Annotated in this window: 19 protein-coding genes; 7 read left to right on the plus strand and 12 right to left on the minus strand. The window is 71.8% G+C overall.

What is annotated here, in order from left to right; all coding sequences use genetic code 11:
• Window positions 1-369: 369 nt before the first annotated feature.
• Window positions 370-1,011, minus strand: coding sequence for a DNA-3-methyladenine glycosylase (locus tag AB0L74_RS16545; RefSeq protein ID WP_365651675.1), 642 nt, complete (start codon window positions 1,009-1,011; stop codon window positions 370-372).
• 152 nt (window positions 1,012-1,163) lie between these two features.
• Here AB0L74_RS16545 and AB0L74_RS16550 point away from each other — a divergent pair, with 152 nt between their 5' ends.
• From AB0L74_RS16550 to AB0L74_RS16560, 3 genes are all read left to right on the plus strand, one after another.
• On the plus strand, window positions 1,164-1,946 hold the full coding sequence (locus AB0L74_RS16550) for a sporulation protein (RefSeq protein WP_365651678.1): 783 nt from the start codon (window positions 1,164-1,166) through the stop codon (window positions 1,944-1,946).
• An 83-nt stretch (window positions 1,947-2,029) separates the two neighbouring features.
• The gene (locus tag AB0L74_RS16555) at window positions 2,030-2,569 is read left to right on the plus strand and encodes a YbhB/YbcL family Raf kinase inhibitor-like protein (RefSeq protein ID WP_365651681.1); all 540 of its coding nucleotides are present in this window, start codon (window positions 2,030-2,032) and stop codon (window positions 2,567-2,569) included.
• 210 nt (window positions 2,570-2,779) lie between these two features.
• Window positions 2,780-3,286: an HNH endonuclease gene (locus tag AB0L74_RS16560; protein WP_365651685.1), complete on the plus strand. Its 507-nt coding sequence runs from the start codon at window positions 2,780-2,782 to the stop codon at window positions 3,284-3,286.
• A 109-nt stretch (window positions 3,287-3,395) separates the two neighbouring features.
• Here AB0L74_RS16560 and AB0L74_RS16565 read toward each other — a convergent pair whose 3' ends face one another.
• From AB0L74_RS16565 to AB0L74_RS16575, 3 genes are all read right to left on the minus strand, one after another.
• Window positions 3,396-4,349 carry an SPFH domain-containing protein gene (locus tag AB0L74_RS16565; protein ID WP_365651688.1) on the minus strand — a complete coding sequence of 318 codons (954 nt, stop codon included), beginning with the start codon at window positions 4,347-4,349 and terminating at the stop codon, window positions 3,396-3,398.
• A 152-nt stretch (window positions 4,350-4,501) separates the two neighbouring features.
• Complete coding sequence (locus AB0L74_RS16570; RefSeq protein WP_365651691.1) at window positions 4,502-4,933, minus strand: NfeD family protein; 432 nt, start codon at window positions 4,931-4,933, stop codon at window positions 4,502-4,504.
• Window positions 4,934-5,023: 90 nt separating this feature from the next.
• A complete protein-coding gene (locus AB0L74_RS16575; protein ID WP_365651694.1) occupies window positions 5,024-5,821 on the minus strand; it encodes an ABC transporter ATP-binding protein in 798 nt (265 codons plus the stop codon).
• A 148-nt stretch (window positions 5,822-5,969) separates the two neighbouring features.
• On the opposite strand from AB0L74_RS16575, the gene AB0L74_RS16580 reads away from it, so the two are divergent.
• Window positions 5,970-6,758 (plus strand): hypothetical protein, encoded by a 789-nt coding sequence (locus AB0L74_RS16580; RefSeq protein WP_365651697.1) that lies wholly within the window; start codon window positions 5,970-5,972, stop codon window positions 6,756-6,758.
• Window positions 6,759-6,946: 188 nt separating this feature from the next.
• Here AB0L74_RS16580 and AB0L74_RS16585 read toward each other — a convergent pair whose 3' ends face one another.
• Complete coding sequence (locus tag AB0L74_RS16585) at window positions 6,947-7,588, minus strand: response regulator transcription factor (protein ID WP_365651700.1); 642 nt, start codon at window positions 7,586-7,588, stop codon at window positions 6,947-6,949.
• Window positions 7,581-8,726: a GAF domain-containing sensor histidine kinase gene (locus tag AB0L74_RS16590; RefSeq protein WP_365651702.1), complete on the minus strand. Its 1,146-nt coding sequence runs from the start codon at window positions 8,724-8,726 to the stop codon at window positions 7,581-7,583. The genes AB0L74_RS16585 and AB0L74_RS16590 overlap by 8 nt, the downstream gene beginning before the upstream one ends.
• A gap of 613 nt (window positions 8,727-9,339) precedes the next feature.
• Between AB0L74_RS16590 and AB0L74_RS16595 the strand changes: the two genes are divergently transcribed.
• Together AB0L74_RS16595 and serB are read left to right on the plus strand one after the other, a co-directional pair.
• Entirely contained in the window at window positions 9,340-10,083 is a 744-nt protein-coding gene (locus AB0L74_RS16595; protein WP_365651705.1) for a transglycosylase SLT domain-containing protein, read from the plus strand.
• 368 nt (window positions 10,084-10,451) lie between these two features.
• On the plus strand, window positions 10,452-11,684 hold the full coding sequence (serB, locus tag AB0L74_RS16600) for a phosphoserine phosphatase SerB (protein WP_365651708.1): 1,233 nt from the start codon (window positions 10,452-10,454) through the stop codon (window positions 11,682-11,684).
• Window positions 11,685-11,813: 129 nt separating this feature from the next.
• Here the strand turns inward: serB and AB0L74_RS16605 are convergent, their stop codons facing one another.
• The 4 genes from AB0L74_RS16605 to AB0L74_RS16620 form a co-directional block, all read right to left on the minus strand.
• Window positions 11,814-12,332, minus strand: a complete 519-nt coding sequence (locus AB0L74_RS16605; RefSeq protein ID WP_365651711.1) for a histidine phosphatase family protein — start codon at window positions 12,330-12,332, stop codon at window positions 11,814-11,816.
• A 94-nt stretch (window positions 12,333-12,426) separates the two neighbouring features.
• Window positions 12,427-12,636, minus strand: a complete 210-nt coding sequence (locus AB0L74_RS16610; protein ID WP_365651714.1) for a hypothetical protein — start codon at window positions 12,634-12,636, stop codon at window positions 12,427-12,429.
• A 284-nt stretch (window positions 12,637-12,920) separates the two neighbouring features.
• Window positions 12,921-13,037, minus strand: a complete 117-nt coding sequence (locus tag AB0L74_RS16615) for an SGM_5486 family transporter-associated protein (RefSeq protein ID WP_099053712.1) — start codon at window positions 13,035-13,037, stop codon at window positions 12,921-12,923.
• Window positions 13,038-13,071: 34 nt separating this feature from the next.
• On the minus strand, window positions 13,072-14,466 hold the full coding sequence (locus AB0L74_RS16620) for a CynX/NimT family MFS transporter (protein WP_365651718.1): 1,395 nt from the start codon (window positions 14,464-14,466) through the stop codon (window positions 13,072-13,074).
• Window positions 14,467-14,611: 145 nt separating this feature from the next.
• On the opposite strand from AB0L74_RS16620, the gene AB0L74_RS16625 reads away from it, so the two are divergent.
• Entirely contained in the window at window positions 14,612-15,295 is a 684-nt protein-coding gene (locus tag AB0L74_RS16625) for a FadR/GntR family transcriptional regulator (protein WP_365651721.1), read from the plus strand.
• On the opposite strand, the gene AB0L74_RS16630 is transcribed toward AB0L74_RS16625, so the two are convergent.
• On the minus strand, window positions 15,282-15,626 hold the full coding sequence (locus tag AB0L74_RS16630; RefSeq protein WP_365651724.1) for a hypothetical protein: 345 nt from the start codon (window positions 15,624-15,626) through the stop codon (window positions 15,282-15,284). The genes AB0L74_RS16625 and AB0L74_RS16630 overlap by 14 nt on opposite strands.
• 175 nt (window positions 15,627-15,801) lie before the next feature.
• A complete protein-coding gene (gene fabI, locus AB0L74_RS16635; RefSeq protein ID WP_365651727.1) occupies window positions 15,802-16,569 on the minus strand; it encodes an enoyl-ACP reductase FabI in 768 nt (255 codons plus the stop codon).
• Window positions 16,570-16,574: the final 5 nt, after the last annotated feature.

Here is a 16,574-nt window from a genome sequence, read left to right on the forward strand (position 1 = left end):
GGTGTTTCCGACTCTATCAGATCTTTTCTCGATCCGATTTCCTCGGTGCTTTCCAGGTTCCCGCTCTCGCGTTTCCCTTTCCGGCGGTTCCGACTCTATCAGATCCTCTCGGGCCTGATTCCCTGTCGGCGGGAGCTGCCTTGGGCTTCAGGGCTTTCGCCCCTCGGCCTTTCGACATTCACTACGCTAGCCGATTTCCCCTGCGGACTCATAATCGAGCGTCGCGAGCCTGAATTCGGACATGCGAGCACGCCGAATTCGTTCCCGCTGACGGGACGTCGTAGGTAGTGGGTTGGCCGCTCCGGCTGCAGGCGATCGCCGTACCCGGTTCAGCGGCTCGGAATACATTACGCGGCCCGACAGGGCGCGTCAACCTCGGCGTCGCCTCGGAACGTGCGCCCGGTACGGGCTCACCGTCGGGTCGTCGGTGACCCAGAAGCGCCAGGGGTGGACGCCGCCGTCGCCTGCCACTCCCGTACGCGGACCGCTGCTCACCTGGTCACGCGGCACGGGCGTGCCGGTGAGGATGCGCAGGGGCGTGTCTTCCGCGGCGCAGGCGTCCGTGCCGTCCAGGGCCCGGTCGACGCCCAGGGCGGTGGCGAGGCGGGCGGGACCTTTGGCCAGTTCCTTGTCGTTACGGGCCGAGAGTCGACGGGTGCGGGCCAGCTCGGCGCCTTCGATGATCTCGCCGGCTCGGAGGAGGACGGCGCTCGCCCGGCCCTCGGGACCGCACACGAGGTTCATGCAGAACCACATGCCGTAGGTGAAGTAGACGTACACGTGTCCGGGAGGGCCGAACATGACGCCGTTGCGGGCCGTGCGGCCGCGGTAGGCGTGGGATCCGGGGTCGTTCGGGCCGTCGTATGCCTCGACCTCGGTCAGGCGGAGGGCGATCGGACCGTCGGCGGTACTGCGCACGAGGATGCGGCCGAGGAGGTCGGGGGCGACGTCGAGGACGGGGCGGTCGAAGAACTTCCTGGGCAGGGGCGTACGGTCGGGGGTCGCGATCATGCCGTCCGAGGGTACTGCAAACGGGTGGCGGTGCCGGGGTGTCCGGCCGGTCCCGCCGTGCCACGGCGGGGCGCGGAACCGGGCTCGGCCGGATCGCGTTTCTAGGGTTCGGACATCCGCGGTGATCAGCCGTCCACTGATGAGGGAGAGACATGGCGTTCAAGAAGCTGCTCGCGAGCCTGGGGGCCGGCGGGGCTTCGGTCGAGACGGTGCTGAACGAGGTCAACGTCGTTCCGGGCGGTGTCGTCCAGGGTGAGGTGCGGATCCAGGGCGGGTCCGTCAACCAGCGGATCGAGGGGCTGTCGGTCGGGCTTCAGGCCAAGGTCGAGGTCGAGGGCGGCGATCAGGAGTACAAGCAGGACATCGAGTTCACGAAGGTGCGGCTCGGCGGTGCCTTCGAGCTCCAGGCGAACGCCGTGCACGCGGTGCCGTTCGGGCTGGAGATCCCGTGGGAGACGCCGATCACGATGATCGACGGGCAGGCGCTGCACGGGATGCACATCGGGGTCACCACCGAGCTGGAGATCGCGCGGGCCGTGGACTCCGGTGACCTGGACCCGATCAACGTGCACCCGCTGCCGGTGCAGAAGGCGATCCTGGACGCGTTCCTCCAGCTGGGCTTCCGGTTCAAGAACGCGGACATGGAGCGCGGCCTCATCCGGGGGACGCGGCAGAAGCTGCCGTTCTACCAGGAGATCGAGTTTCTTCCGCCGCAGCAGTACCGGGGCCTCAACCAGGTCGAGTTGAGCTTCGTGGCCGACGAGCACGCCATGGACGTCGTGCTGGAGATGGACAAGAAGCCGGGCCTGTTCAGTGAGGGGAGCGACACTTTCCGCTCGTTCCAGGTGGGGCTGAACGACTACCAGGGGACCGACTGGGCGGCCTACCTGAACCAGTGGCTGTCCGAAGTCGGCAGCAAGCGCAACTGGTTCTAGTGCCGCACTAGGCTCGGGACGTACCGATTCCGCCGATCAGCACGATCGGGAATCTCCCCAGGAACCGATCAGGAGGTACCGAGGTGACCGAGCTGAAGAGGCCGCCGCTCCCCCATGACTTCCACCCGCCCGTGCCGTCGTTCACGGTGACGAGCGAGGACGTCCGGGAGGGCGCGAGGCTCAAGGACGCTCAGGTCTACGCGGAGGGCAACACCTCGCCGCAGCTGCGGTGGGAGGGCTTCCCGGCCGAGACCAAGAGCTTCGCCGTGACCTGCTACGACCCGGACGCCCCGACGGGCAGCGGGTTCTGGCACTGGGTGGTGTTCGACATCCCGGCCTCGGTGACCGAGCTGCCGGCGGGTGCGGGCAGCGGGAAGTTCGAGGGGCTGCCGGAGGGTGCCGTCCAGGTCCGCAACGACTACGGCACCAGGGACTTCGGCGGTGCCGCGCCGCCGGCCGGCGACGGTCCGCACCGGTACGTGTTCACGGTGTACGCCGTGGATCAGGAGAAGCTGGGGCCGGACGCGGACGCGTCGCCCGCGTTCGTGGGGTTCAACCTGCGGTTCCACACCCTCGCGCGGGCACAGCTGATCGGTGAGTACGAGGTGCCCGCCGAAAGCTGAGCAGCCGAGCGTTCATGGAACGTTTGCCCGCCCCTGGTCTTGGAAGTGATCAGGGGCGGGCATTTCTTTGTTGCCGGGGGGTCGCGGGGGCTCAAGGAGCGCGTCCCTCGTGGGAGCAGCAGATATTGCGTTGTCCCTCTCGGCGTGCCCGGCCAGAGTTGACCCCAGCCCGCCAGGGGGTGGGCCGGTGCACACGGGAGGTGGGCTGGTATGCGGGACACGCTGGTACTGAACGCGAGCTTCGAACCGTTGTCGACGGTGACGCTGAACCGAGCCGTCGTTCTGGTGCTCCAGGACAAGGCCGTCGTCGAGCAGGCCCACCCCGAACTGCGGATGCGGGGAGCCGCGGTCGACATACCGGCTCCGCGGGTGATCCGGCTGTGTCAGTACGTGCGGGTGCCGTTCCGAAGACGAGCGCCGTGGTCGAGGCGGGGTGTGCTGGTACGGGACCGGCACCGGTGCGCGTACTGCGGCCGGCGGGCGACGACCGTGGACCATGTGGTGCCGCGGTCGCAGGGCGGGCAGGACACGTGGCTGAACACGGTCGCCGCCTGCGCGGAGGACAACCACCGCAAGGCCGACCGGACGCCGGAGGAGGCGGGGATGGCCCTGCTGCGGCAGCCGTTCGAGCCGACGCCGGCGGACGCGATGCTGCTGGCGCTGGGGCAGGAGGATCTCTCGGCGCTGCCGGACTGGCTGGCGCGGAACGCCGCGTGACGAGGGGCCGCGGCTTCGGCTGATCCCCGGCGGCGGGCTGTTCGCGGCCGGTCGTGCGGTTCCCCGCGTCCCTCGGGCGGGCGCGGGGAACGTCGCGTCGGGGCGGTCGTCAGTCGATGGACGGCTTCTCGCGCCGTTCGGTGCCGCTGTTGCCGGCGGAGGCGCCACCGTTGCCGGAACCGCCGCCCATGGCGCCGAAGTTGCCCATCGCGCCGGACAGGCCCTTGAGGGCGTCGCCGATCTCGCTGGGGACGATCCAGAGCTTGTTGGCGTCGCCTTCGGCGATCTTGGGGAGCATCTGGAGGTACTGGTAGGAGAGCAGCTTCTGGTCCGGGTCGCCGGCGTGGATGGCCTCGAAGACCGTGCGGACGGCCTGGGCCTCGCCCTCGGCGCGCAGCGCGGCGGCCTTCGCCTCGCCCTCGGCGCGCAGGATCTGGGACTGCTTCTCGCCCTCGGCGCGCAGGATCTCCGACTGCCGGACGCCTTCGGCCTGGAGGATCGCGGCGCGCTTGTCGCGGTCGGCGCGCATCTGCTTCTCCATCGAGTCCTGGATGGAGGTGGGCGGCTCGATGGCCTTGAGCTCGACGCGGTTGACGCGGATGCCCCACTTGCCGGTGGCCTCGTCGAGGACGCCGCGCAGGGCCGCGTTGATCTCCTCGCGGGAGGTCAGGGTGCGCTCCAGGTCCATGCCGCCGATGATGTTGCGCAGCGTGGTGACGGTGAGCTGCTCGATGGCCTGGATGTAGCTGGCGACCTCGTAGGTGGCGGCTCGCGCGTCGGTGACCTGGTAATAGATGACGGTGTCGATGTTGACGACCAGATTGTCCTGGGTGATCACCGGCTGCGGTGGGAACGGCACGACCTGTTCGCGCAGGTCGATGCGGTTGCGGATGGTGTCGATGAACGGGACGACGATGTTGAGGCCCGCGTTCAGGGTCCGCGTGTAGCGGCCGAAGCGCTCGACGATGGCGGCACTGGCCTGTGGGATGACCTGGATCGTCTTGATCAGGGCGATGAAGACCAACACCACCAGGATGATCAGGACGATGATGATCGGTTGCATCGCGTTCCCCGTACCCTTCTCCGTCTTCGCCTCGGCGCTCGGCAGATCTTGCGGATCCTGCGCATCTTACGGCTGTTGAAGATCTTGCTGGTCGAGTCTGACAGACCGTCGCGCGGCTCGGGGGGAGTTCGCGCCACTTGCGTCGTGCGAGGTCACATGACGATCGCCGTGGCGCCCTCGATGTCCACGACGTCCACTTCCTGCCCCGCTTCGTAGGACCGGCCGGTGTCGAGGGCGCGCGCCGACCAGACTTCGCCGGCGAGCTTGATCCGGCCGCCGGAGCCGTCGACGCGTTCCAGTACGACGGCTTGCCGGCCCTTCAACGCGTCGACGCCGGAGACCAGTTGGGGCCGCTGGCTTCTGTGCCGGGCGGCGATGGGCCGTACGACGGCGATGAGGGCGACCGAGACGACGACGAAGACCAGTACCTGGATCACGAGGCCGGCGCCGAATCCGGAGGCGGCCGCGGCGGCGACCGCGCCCACGGCGAGCATTCCGAACTCCGGCATCGCGGTCACGACGAGCGGTATTCCGAGCGCTGCCGCGGCGACGAGCCACCACACCCATGCGTCGATGTTGGTCACGTGGTCATGGTAGGTCCGCGGGCCGTGCGCGGACAGGGCGCCGGGCGGCTCACGGCGGCATCCGGCCCGCGCACCAGCGCGGCGGCGGGGTCAGGACAGCGGGAGGCCCTGGGCGGTCCAGCGGTCCCCGACCTGCTCGACGACGAGCGGCAGGCCGAAGCAGAGGGAGAGGTTGCGGGAGGTGAGTTCGAGCTCGATCGGGCCGGCGGCGAGGACCTTGCCCTGGCGGATCATCAGGACGTGGGTGAAGCCGGGGGCGATCTCCTCGACGTGGTGGGTGACCATGATCATCGAGGGGGCGATGGGGTCGCGGGCGAGGCGGCCGAGGCGGCGGACGAGATCCTCGCGGCCGCCGAGGTCGAGGCCGGCGGCGGGCTCGTCGAGGAGCAGCAGCTCGGGGTCGCTCATCAGGGCGCGGGCGATGAGGGTGCGCTTGCGTTCGCCCTCGGAGAGGGTGCCGAACCTGCGGTCGAGGAACTCGGTCATGCCGAGGCGGTCGAGGAAGGCGCGGGCGCGCAGCTCGTCGACCTCCTCGTAGTCCTCCCGCCAGGTGGCGGTCATGCCGTACGCGGCGGTCAGCACGGTCTGCAGGACGGTCTGGCGCTTGGGCAGCTTGTCGGCCATGGCGATGCCGGCCATGCCGATGCGCGGGCGCAGCTCGAAGACGTCGGTGCCGGGCCTGCCCAGGGTCTCGCCGAGGATGGTGGCGGTGCCCTGGCTGGGGTAGAGGTAGCTGGAGGCGACGTTGAGGAGGGTGGTCTTGCCGGCGCCGTTCGGGCCGAGGATGACCCAGCGCTCGCCCTCCTTGACCGACCAGGAGACCTGGTCCACCAGAGCCCGGCCCTCGCGGACCACGGATACGTCCTGAAGCTCCAGAACATCGCTCATGAGCGCGTTGTCTCCCCTTGCAGTGTGGCCGGTCTCGGCTGTCGCGTACGCCTGTGGCTCGGGACCGCGCCGGTGGGCGGGGCCCTCAACGAATCTACGCCACTGGTCGGCTTGTCCGTTCCATCGGTCCGGTCCTTAGGGTGGGGGCATGCTCTCGGAACCACGTTCAGGCCGATTGGCCGCCTGGGGAAATGCCCTCCTTGCCGGACTTGTCGCTCCGGATGACGCCGTGCTCGCGATCGTGGGCGAGGACGCGGTGCACCGGGTGGAGGGGCTGCCGGGCGAGTCGTCGCCGGTCGGTCTCACGCTCGCGCTGGGACGGCTGCGGACGCTCGGGGCGACCGGGCTGCGGGTCGCGCTGCCCGCGCCGGGGCATCCGCTGGGGCTGAGCGGGCCGCCGGAGTTCAACGCGCGGGCGCTGGAGGCGGAGGAGGCGGTGGTGTGCCACGGCACCGCGCTCGGGCTGGTGCCGGAGGTGTACGAGGCCGGGCCCGAGGGCGATGTGCACGTCGAGGTGGTCTGGCACTGCCTGCCGGTGCGGGAGGCGCCGCCCGCCGACGTGCCGTCGCTCGGGGAGGCGGAGCGGGAGCTGGCGGAGGCGCTGCGGGAGGCGACCGAGGTGCTGAGGCGGCTGGACGTGGCCGGTTCGGGGCCGGTGGCACAGGCGGCGATCGAGGCGTACCGGGCGCGGGCGGAGGCGGGGCGCCAGGTGCTGGCGCCGGGCTATCCGCCGCGGGCGGTGCGGGTGCTGGAGCTGGCGCAGCGGGTGGGGGCGCTGATCTCGCTGGCGTACGGCAGTGGGCACGGGGGCGCGGTCAGCGCCTCGGAGATGGCGGCTCGGTCGGCCGCGCTGCGGCCGGTGGAGCGGACGGCTCGGCGGGCGCAGGTGGCGGCGTACAACTCGGTCGTGGAGGAGCGGGAGCGGGGGGTGCGGTGACGTCCGTCCGGTGACGGGCGCCGGGGGTGTGGCGGCGGCCCCGGGAGGCGGTGGTCGTGGCGGCTCTTGGGAGACGTTCCCACGACCGTATGAATCTCAGCCCGGAACGGGACCCTCACCCGGGCGTCACACCGCGTGGCCGTCGCGTCGCACCGCCGCGGTGTCGTGACCGGCCGGTCCGCCGGTCGTCAGCGGGTCAGGCCATGCCGTACGGCCCACAGGGCGGCCTGGGTGCGGTCCGCGAGGTCGAGTTTCATCAGGATGTTCGAGACGTGCGTCTTCACCGTCTTCTCGGACAGGACCAGCGCGCGGGCGATCTCCCGGTTGGAGCGGCCGTCCGCTATCAGGCCGAGCACCTCGCGCTCGCGGTCCGTGAGCGAGCCCGCCCTGCCCTGGCCGGCACCGCCCTCCTCCTGGGACAGCAGGGCGTCGGCGACCTCGGGCTGGAGCAGGACGTGCCCGGCGTGCACGGAACGGATGGCACCGGCGAGCGCGTCGGGGTCGATGTCCTTGTAGACGTACCCGGCGGCGCCCGCCCGCAGGGCCGGGACGACGGTGCGCCGCTCGGTGAAGCTGGTGACGACCAGCACGCGCGCGGGGTTGTCCAGTTCGCGGAGTCTGCGCAGGGCGGCCACGCCGTCCATGCCCGGCATCTTGACGTCCATGAGGATCACGTCGGGTTTCAGCGCCTCGGCGCGGTCGACGCCCTCGGTGCCGTCGGCGGCCTCGCCCACGACCTCTATGTCGTCCTGTACCTCCAGGAAGGTGCGCAGGCCCCGGCGGACCACCTGGTGGTCGTCGACGAGAAGCACCTTGATCGTGTCAGCCACCGGGGACCTCCATCTCGATGGTGGTGCCCTTGCCGGGCGCCGATTCCACGGTCAGCGAGCCGCCGACGCCGCTCGCCCGGTCCCGCATGGAGACCAGGCCCAGATGGCGGCCCGCACTGCGGACCGTCTGCGGGTCGAAGCCGCTGCCGTCGTCGGTGACCCGCAGGACGGCACCGGCTCCGCGCCGGTCCAGGGTCACGTCGACATGGCGCGCCCCCGAGTGGCGCAGGGCGTTGTGCAGCGCTTCCTGGGCGACGCGCAGCAGGGCCTCCTCCTGGGCGGCGGGCAGCGCGCGCACACCCCGGCCGGTGAAGGTCACGCGCGCGCTGTGGGCGCGGTCGAGGACCTGTATCTGGGTGCGCAGGGTGGCGACCAGACCGTCCTCGTCGAGGGCCGCGGGTCGCAGCTCGACGACGGCGGCGCGCAGTTCGTCGGCGGCCTCCGCGGCGAGCGCGGAGACCTGGCGCAGCTCGCCCTTCGCGCGGGCGGGGTCGCGGTCCACCAGGCGGGCGGCGGCCTGGGCGGTCAGGCGGAGGGAGAAGAGTTTCTGGCTGACCGCGTCGTGCAGCTCGTGGGCGAGGCGGGAGCGCTCCTCGGCGATGGTCAGTTCGCGGCTGCGCTCGTACAGGCGCGCGTTGGTGAGGGCGATCGCCGCGTGCTGGGCGAGGATGCCGAGCAGTTCCTCGTCCTGCTCGGTGAAGCCGCAGCCGCCCTGGGGACTCGGGCAGTTCTTGTTGGCGAGGAAGAGGGCGCCGAGGACCTCGTCACCGTCGCGGATGGGCAGGCCCAGGAAGTCGACGAGGTCGGGATGGGCGGGCGGCCAGCCTTCGAAGCGGGGGTCCTCGCGGACGTCCGCGAGGCGCTCGGCCCTGGCCTCGTGCAGCATCGCGGCGAGGACGCCGTGCTGGCGCGGCAGCGGGCCGATGGCCTTCCACTGTTCCTCGCTGACGCCGTCCACGACGAACTGGGCGAAGCCGCCGTGGTCGTCGGGGACACCGAGCGCGGCGTACTGCGCGCCGAGCAGCTCGCGGGCGGAGGCGACGATCGTCTTCAGGACGTCGCGCACCTCCAGGTGCCTGCTCATGGCCAGCAGCGCGGAGCTCACCGCGGCCAGGCCGGACCGGGGGCCGTGACTCATGTTCCTCACGGTACCGGCGTGGGGTGACAGCGGGGATCGGACCTGTGGCGGCCCCCGCCTAGGGCGGTGGACGTAGGGCTGGGGTCCTCCCTCCGGCGGCAGGAGCCCCGGCGGAGCCCGGGACGGGGCGGAGCGCTACGCGCGCGCGGGCGCGGGCGCGCGGATGAAAGAGGATGCGGGAGAGGGCGGCGCCGGGCGCGGAGGGCGGCCGGTGCCGGAAGGCGGATCGCCGCCGGCTCCCCGGGGGCGGGGGCGGAGTGCGGGTCAGGGGTCCGGCGCGTCCTCACCGAATGCATTGCTGGAGCAACTACGGGTGAGAGCGACCGGCGGCCGGTGTGAGGCCGCGCATAGGGCGCAGATCACGTACGAAGGGGAGTAGGAGAGCGAGACGTCCCATTTGACCGGGACATACTGCCCCGTCTGCCCTGTTTTGCCCTTCCCTGATCCACTACCGCGGATCGTACGTCACACCTTTGCCTCGCGATTTTGCCGCCGCTAAGAATTGCTCACGTCGCTCAGCGCCGCGGGTTCGCCCCGCGGCGTTTGTGCCGGAAGCACCACCGTCCCCACCGGACGTGAGCGACTCCGCGCTATTCGAAGAGGTCCCATTCGCATGCCCAAGAACTTCCTCACCCGTGGCCATAGTCGCTCCCTGACCCGCACCCACAAGATCGCGATCGCCGGTGTCGGCACGCTGGGCGCCGCCGCCGTCGCGTTCTCCGCGGTGCCGGGCGGCGGGCAGACGACCACGGCCGAGGCCGCCGCGCCGGCCAAGGTGGCGTACAGCACCGAGCAGATCAAGGGCGTCAAGGCCGACGTCACCGACCAGCTCGCCGGCGCGAGCGAGAAGGTCGCCTCCATCGAGGCGAAGAAGGCCGCCGCCGAGGCCGCCGCCACGAAGAAGGCCGCCACGGCGAAGAAGGCGGCCGCGCAGGCCGCCGCCGAGAAGAAGGCCGCCCAGGAGCGCCAGGCCAACGAGGCCGCGAGCCGCTCCGGCGCGCGCCTCACCGTCAAGCAGGTCTCCGCCAAGAGCTACTCGAACAACCTCGACGGCTGGATCCGCGAGGCCCTGGACATCATGAAGGCCAAGGGCATCCCGGGCACCTACCACGGCCTGCACAAGAACATCATGCGGGAGTCCTCGGGCAACCCGAACGCCATCAACGACTGGGACATCAACGCCATCAACGGCGTCCCGTCCAAGGGCCTGCTCCAGGTGATCCCGCCGACCTTCCAGGCCTACCACGTGCCGGGCACGTCCTGGAACATCTACGACCCGGTCGCCAACATCACCGCCGCCGCCAACTACGCGGCCGACCGGTACGGCACGATCGACAACGTCAACAGCGCGTACTGAGGCCTGCGCGGGACCTCAGACCCGTACGCCGAGGGCGGCACCCCCACCGGGGTGCCGCCCTTCGCCGTCGTACGGCCCCGTGGCCGGCCGGGCCACGCGGGGTCCGCGCGGCCGCGCGGACCCCGCCCGCACCCCTTCCCGCGTCCGGGCCCGGAACGGCAGCGGGTCCGGCCGAACACGGTGCCACGACCGCCTCCGCCGCCCCCTCCGCCGCCGCCTCGGCCGGGGACCGGGTGGTGCCCGGATGGAGGGGGTCTCGAGAACGGGACGTACCGGCACGCGCCACCCGGGCGGCACCCGCTGTTCCCTGTCCGTCAGGCGGACCTCGGGGGCGAAAGGCACCGCGTGCCGGATACGGTGGGAACACCATGAGCGCTTCGCAGACCTCCGACGTCCCCACTCTCCTTGTCAAGATCTTCGGCAAGGACCGGCCGGGCATCACCGCCGGCTTGTTCGACACCCTCGCCGCCTACTCCGTCGACGTGGTCGACATCGAGCAGGTCGTCACCCGTGGCCGGATGGTGCTGTGCGCGCTCGTCACCGAGCCGCCCGGGGGGCTGGAGGGCGACCTGCGCGCGACCGTCCACAGCTGGGCGGAGTCGATGAAGATGCAGGCCGAGATCATCTCCGGTACCGGCGACAACCGGCCGCGCGGCCTCGGCCGCTCCCTGGTGACCGTGCTCGGCCACCCGCTCACCTCCGAGGCCACGGCCGCGATCGCCGCCCGGATCACCAAGGCGGGCGGCAACATCGACCGCATCTTCCGGCTGGCCAAGTATCCGGTGACGGCGGTCGAGTTCGCCGTGTCCGGTGTGGAGACCGAGCCGCTGCGCACGGCCCTGGTGACGGACGCGGCGGCGCTCGGTGTGGATGTGGCGGTCGTGGCGGCCGGGCTGCACCGCAGGGCGCAGCGCCTGGTCGTCATGGACGTGGACTCCACGCTCATCCAGGACGAGGTGATCGAGCTCTTCGCCGCGCACGCCGGCTGTGAGGACCGGGTCGCCGAGGTGACGGCGGCGGCGATGCGCGGGGAGCTGGACTTCGAGCAGTCGCTGCACGCGCGTGTGGCACTGCTGGAGGGGCTGGACGCCTCGGTGGTGGAGAAGGTGCGCGGCCAGGTGCGGCTCACACCGGGCGCGCGGACGCTGATACGCACGCTGAAGCGGCTCGGCTACCAGGTGGGCGTCGTCTCTGGCGGGTTCACGCAGGTCACCGACGATCTGAAGGAGCGGCTGGGGCTGGACTTCGCCCAGGCCAACACGCTGGAGGTCGTCGACGGGAAGCTGACGGGCCGGGTCACCGGCGAGATCGTGGACCGGGCGGGCAAGGCGCGGCTGCTGCGCCGGTTCGCGGCCGAGGCCGGTGTGCCGCTGTCGCAGACGGTCGCGATCGGTGACGGCGCCAATGATCTGGACATGCTGAACGCGGCCGGTCTCGGGGTCGCCTTCAACGCCAAGCCGGTGGTGCGGGAGGCCGCGCACACGGCGGTGAACGTGCCGTTCCTGGACACGGTGCTGTATCTGCTGGGCATCACCCGCGAGGAGATCGAGGCGGCGGACACGCTCGACCAGCAGCTGGGGCAGGATTCCGCCCCGCACTGAGCGCCTGGCGGGCGGCTGCCCGTTCCGGGCGCCGCGTGGGGCCCGGTACCGCGAGGGTGCCGGGCCTTCGTCGTGCGGCCGGACCGCGGGTGGGCGAGTCCGGCCCGTCAGGCCCGACCGCGGATCGGGTCAGTCGGCCGGCGCCCAGTAGTCGAGCAGCGTGGCCACACCGGGCTCCAGGGTCTTCCAGGAGCCGGTGAAGGACAGCACGGCGAAGGCGGCGGTGGGAAAGCCGCGGCCGGCCATCCGGGAGCGGACGTCTTCCCCGGCCGAACCGGCCAGGACGTCGGCGAGCCCTTGCATTCCCGGGTTGTGGCCGATCAGCAGGGCGTTCTGCACGTCGTCGGGGGTCTCGTTGAGCAGGGCGATCAGCTCGCCCGGCGATGCCTCGTAGATCCGCTCCTCGTAGACGGTTTTCGGCCGCTGCGGGAACTCCTGGACGGCGAGCTTCCACGTCTCGCGGGTCCGGGTCGCGGTGGAGCACAGGGCGAGCTCGAAGGGGATGCCGGTGTCGGCGAGCCGGCGTCCGGCCTCTGCGGCGTCCTTGCGGCCCCGCTCGGCGAGCGGTCGCTCGTGGTCGGTCACCTGTGGCCAGTCGGCTTTCGCATGCCGGAAGAGGACAATCCTGCGGGGTTCTGCGACGCTCATGGGACCCAGCTTCGCATGAAACAGGCCATCGGGCGCAGGGAGTTGACATGCGTTTCCGCCGCCGGAGGCCGCCGGGAGGCGGTGTGGGGCGGCGCTAGCTCCCGGTCAGCTGCCGGACCCGCTCCAGGAGGTGGGTGATCACCGGCTCCGCGGGGGCCGCGTGGGCGTCCGCGGGGTCGAGTATCAGCAGAAGCAGGGTGGTGAAGGCGAGCACCGGCAGGGCGAGGGCCCACCACGGCAGCCGGATCTCGGCGCCGCCGCCCCGGGGCGCCAGGTGGGGCCGGGTGTGCGTACGGGCCGGCATGGGTGCCTCCGAGGGTTTCCGGGCGTCCGTGGGCCGCGGTCCCCGTGGACGTCGGTCCGCGTCCGGTTTCCGGGCCGTGATCCGCCTGGTGCGGTCACGTCTCGACGTTACGGAATCCGCGGGCGCCGCCCCATCCGGAGATCCACCCACATGACCCTGACCCCCGCCCCCTAGGGGACAGGGGGGTTATCCCCACCATCGGCGGCCGGCGGGCTCAACGCCGGCCGCCCGGGGAGGTTGCCCGGGAACGGCGTCCGGGACGGCCGCCGGGGAAGGGCGCCCGGTCAGGGCGAGGCGATCGTCGCGACGATGCCGATGATCACGAAGATCCCGAAGAAGGCGCCGAAGACGAGCAGCATCTTCTTCTGACCGTGCTGGGGGTTCGGGTCGAGGACTGGCATGGGGCAAGTGTCGCACCCCCGGTCCGCGCCCGGGTCAGCGGCCCGCCTCGTCCTCCACCGTGCGGTCGCGTCCCGCCAGGACGCCGACCACCATCTGGGGCACCATCAGGGCGGTCATCAGCGCGATCGGCAGGCCCCAGCCTCCGCTGTGCTGGTAGAGCACGCCCACCAGGAGCGGGCCCGGGATGGAGATCAGGTAGCCGGTGCTCTGGGCGAAGGCCGACAGCTGGGCGACGCCCGTGCCCGTGCGGGCCCGCATCCCGACCATGGTCAGGGCGAGCGGGAAGGCGCAGTTGGAGACGCCGAGCAGCACCGCCCACACCCAGGCGCCGCCGGCCGGGGCGAGGTACAGCCCGGCATAACCGGCCAGGCCGCACACGCCCAGCACCAGCACGATCGGGCCCTGGTGGGGCAGCCGGGTGGCCACGCGCGGGATGACGAAGGCGAGCGGCACGCCCATCACCATGGTGACGGCCAGCAGCAGTCCGGACGTGCCGGCGGAGACGCCCGCGTCCCGGAAGATCTGCGCCATCCAGCCCATGGTGATGTAGGCGGCGGTGGCCTGGAGACCGAAGAACACGGCGAGCGCCCAGGCGGTGCGGCTCCGGGTGATCCGCAGGGCGGGCTGTCCGGCGGCCTGCCCGGCGGCCTGCGGCTCGGGCCGTGCCTCGGCCCGCTCCTCCCCCGCTGGCCCGGCGGCGCGTCCCGGGGCGTGGCCGGCGGGCGGCGCCTCCCGGTCCCGTATGAACGCGAGCCACGGCAGGACGGCCGCCACCGCGAGCACGGCCCACACGGCGAGGCCGGGCTGCCAGTGACCGCCGAGCGCGTCCGTCAGGGGCACGGTCGCCGCGGCGGCGATCGAGGTGCCGAAGGCGAGGGCCATCGAGTACAGGCCCGTCATGGAGCCGACGCGATCAGGGAACCAGCGCTTGACGATGACCGGCATCAGGACGTTGCTGACCGCGATGCCCATGAGGGCCAGCGCGCTGGCGGCCAGGAAGCCGGGCGTGCCGCCCGCGTAGGGGCGGATCAGCAGGCCCGCGGCGATGGCCGCCATGCCCGCGCACACCACCGCGCCGGGTCCGAAGCGGCGGGCCAGCCGCGGGGCGGTGACGCCGAAGACGGCGAAGCACAGCGGGGGCACGGAGGTGAGCAGCCCCGCCACGCTGCCGCTCATGCCGAGCCCGTCGCGGACCTCTTCGAGGAGTGCGCCGAGGCTGGTGATGGCCGGGCGGAGGTTGAGCGCGGCCAGGACGATGCCGAGCACGAGCAGGCGTGTCGTCCACGCCGTCCACGCGCGCGTGGAGGGCCTTTCCGGCACGGCACGCTCCCCGGCCCCCTCGGGTTCCCGGGCGTCGGGCGCGGCCGTACTGACTGCGGTCGTGGACGTGAGCGTCCGGGTTTCGTCACTAGCCATGAGGCCCATCATAGAATCATAGGATGATTGGCTGTCCATCCTCCGGCATCCTCGGGCGCTCGGGCGCCCACGGCGCCGCCGGGCGTCCCGGCGGGCGTCGCGGCGCCCCCGCCACCCCGGGCTCTCCCCGGCCGGAACTAGCGTGCGAAGGTGTGCCATGCCCCTGAGCCATCCCCGTCGTTCGGCGCTGTCCGAGCAGGTCATCGCCGCACTGCGGCAGCAGATCACCTCGGGTGAGTGGCCGGTCGGCTCGCGCATCCCGACCGAGCCCGAGCTGGTGGAGCAGCTCGGCGTGGCCCGCAACACGGTCCGCGAGGCGGTCCGCGCGCTGGCCCACAACGGCCTGCTGGACATCCGTCAGGGCTCCGGCACGTACGTCGTGGCGACCAGCGAGCTGGCGGGCGTGATGCACCGCCGCTTCGCCGACGCCGACCCCCGGCACGTCGCCGAGCTGCGTTCCACGCTGGAGTCGGCCGCGGCCAGGCTGGCGGCCGAACGGCGCACGGAGAAGGACCTCAAGCAGCTCGACGCGCTGCTCGTGCGCCGGGAGGAGGCGTGGGACACGGGCGACACGGAGGCGTTCGTCGCGGCGGACGCCACCTTCCACCTGGCCGTGGTGGCCGCCTCCCACAACGACGTGATGACCGCGATGTACGCCGATCTCGGCGAGGTGCTGCGGGACTGGCTGCGCGAGGACGTCGGCGAGGAGCTGACGCCGGAGACGCACATGGACCACGCGCGGCTGGTGGACGCGATCCGCACCGGGGACGCCGAGACGGCCCAGGCGGAGGCCGCCGGGTATCCGTTCCTGTGCCGGCCGGGCCGGTTCAGCTCCCCCTGAGGTGGCTGACCCAGGCGGAGCCGACCTCCTGCCAGCAGCGTCCGGTCAGCCGCACGGTCTGCGCGGGGCCGGCCTCCACCGGGGTGCCATCGCTGTCGAGGTCCCACCAGTGGGCGCACTCGACGTGCAGGCTCACGCGGTCCGGGTCGGGATAGGGGTTGTGGCAGTGGGCGGTCACCCGCGAACCGGTGACATCGATCCGGCACGCGGCCCCGAAAGGCGGGGGCTCGGTGTCCTTCCCGGCGGGCACGCCCGCGTGCGAGACGTACGGCAGGACCGTCACGCAGGCGACGGCGACGGCGGCTGAGGCCAGGCTGCGGAACAAGCGCACAAGGGGACCTCCTCGGCCGTGCTGGGGAGGGAAACGGCGGGGTGGGCCCGCCACCTCCAGGGTGCGCGTCCCCCGGCCCGCACCGCCCGGCCGGCTGCGCCGAACGGGTGACGCGGCGAGGGCCCGCACCCGGACGGATGCGAGCCCTCGGCCACGGCCCGGACGGTATGCGCGGTCAGGCGCCGATGGCGTGCAGACCGCCGTCCACGTGGACGATCTCGCCGGTGGTCTTCGGGAACCAGTCGCTCAGCAGGGCGACCACACCGCGGCCGGCCGGCTCGGGGTCCTTCAGGTCCCACTCCAGCGGGGAGCGGGAGTCCCACACGGAGGCCAGCTCGCTGAAGCCCGGGATGGACTTGGCGGCCATGGAGCCGATCGGGCCCGCCGAGATCAGGTTGCAGCGGATGTTCTGCTTGCCCAGCTCACGCGCCATGTAGCGGTTGGTCGCCTCCAGGGCGGCCTTGGCCGGGCCCATCCAGTCGTACTGCGGCCAGGCGTACTGGGCGTCGAAGGTGAGGCCGACGACGGAGCCGCCGTTCCGCATCAGCGGCAGGCAGGCCATGGTCAGCGACTTCAGGGAGAACGCCGAGACGTGCATGGCGGTGGCCACCGACTCGAACGGCGTGTTGAGGAAGTTGCCGCCGAGGGCGTCCTGCGGGGCGAAACCGATGGAGTGGACGACGCCGTCCAGGCCGCCCAGCTCCTGGCCGACGACCTCTTCGAGCCGGCCCAGGTGCTCGTCGTTGGTGACGTCGAGCTCGATGACCTTGGTGGGCTTGGGCAGCTTCTTGGCGATGCGCTCGGTCAGCGTGGGCCGCGGGAACGCGGTCAGGATGATCTCGGCGCCCTGCTCCTGGGCCAGCTTGGCCGTGTGGAAGGCGATGGAGGACTCCATCAGCACGCCGGTGATCAGGACGCGCTTGCCCTCGAGAATTCCGCTCATGGTGA

It is taken from the genome of Streptomyces sp. NPDC052020 (genome assembly GCF_040680575.1).
Lineage (GTDB): Bacteria > Actinomycetota > Actinomycetes > Streptomycetales > Streptomycetaceae > Streptomyces.

Coding starts and splice junctions, on each gene's coding strand:
- AB0L74_RS16545 (WP_365651675.1), bottom strand. CDS start 1,011: ATGATCGCGACCCCCGACCGTACGCCCCTGCCCAGGAAGTTCTTCGAC.
- AB0L74_RS16550 (WP_365651678.1), top strand. CDS start 1,164: ATGGCGTTCAAGAAGCTGCTCGCGAGCCTGGGGGCCGGCGGGGCTTCG.
- AB0L74_RS16560 (WP_365651685.1), top strand. CDS start 2,780: ATGCGGGACACGCTGGTACTGAACGCGAGCTTCGAACCGTTGTCGACG.
- AB0L74_RS16565 (WP_365651688.1), bottom strand. CDS start 4,349: ATGCAACCGATCATCATCGTCCTGATCATCCTGGTGGTGTTGGTCTTC.
- AB0L74_RS16575 (WP_365651694.1), bottom strand. CDS start 5,821: ATGAGCGATGTTCTGGAGCTTCAGGACGTATCCGTGGTCCGCGAGGGC.
- AB0L74_RS16580 (WP_365651697.1), top strand. CDS start 5,970: ATGCTCTCGGAACCACGTTCAGGCCGATTGGCCGCCTGGGGAAATGCC.
- AB0L74_RS16590 (WP_365651702.1), bottom strand. CDS start 8,726: ATGAGTCACGGCCCCCGGTCCGGCCTGGCCGCGGTGAGCTCCGCGCTG.
- AB0L74_RS16595 (WP_365651705.1), top strand. CDS start 9,340: ATGCCCAAGAACTTCCTCACCCGTGGCCATAGTCGCTCCCTGACCCGC.
- serB (WP_365651708.1), top strand. CDS start 10,452: ATGAGCGCTTCGCAGACCTCCGACGTCCCCACTCTCCTTGTCAAGATC.
- AB0L74_RS16605 (WP_365651711.1), bottom strand. CDS start 12,332: ATGAGCGTCGCAGAACCCCGCAGGATTGTCCTCTTCCGGCATGCGAAA.
- AB0L74_RS16610 (WP_365651714.1), bottom strand. CDS start 12,636: ATGCCGGCCCGTACGCACACCCGGCCCCACCTGGCGCCCCGGGGCGGC.
- AB0L74_RS16615 (WP_099053712.1), bottom strand. CDS start 13,037: ATGCCAGTCCTCGACCCGAACCCCCAGCACGGTCAGAAGAAGATGCTG.
- AB0L74_RS16620 (WP_365651718.1), bottom strand. CDS start 14,466: ATGATGGGCCTCATGGCTAGTGACGAAACCCGGACGCTCACGTCCACG.
- AB0L74_RS16625 (WP_365651721.1), top strand. CDS start 14,612: ATGCCCCTGAGCCATCCCCGTCGTTCGGCGCTGTCCGAGCAGGTCATC.
- fabI (WP_365651727.1), bottom strand. CDS start 16,569: ATGAGCGGAATTCTCGAGGGCAAGCGCGTCCTGATCACCGGCGTGCTG.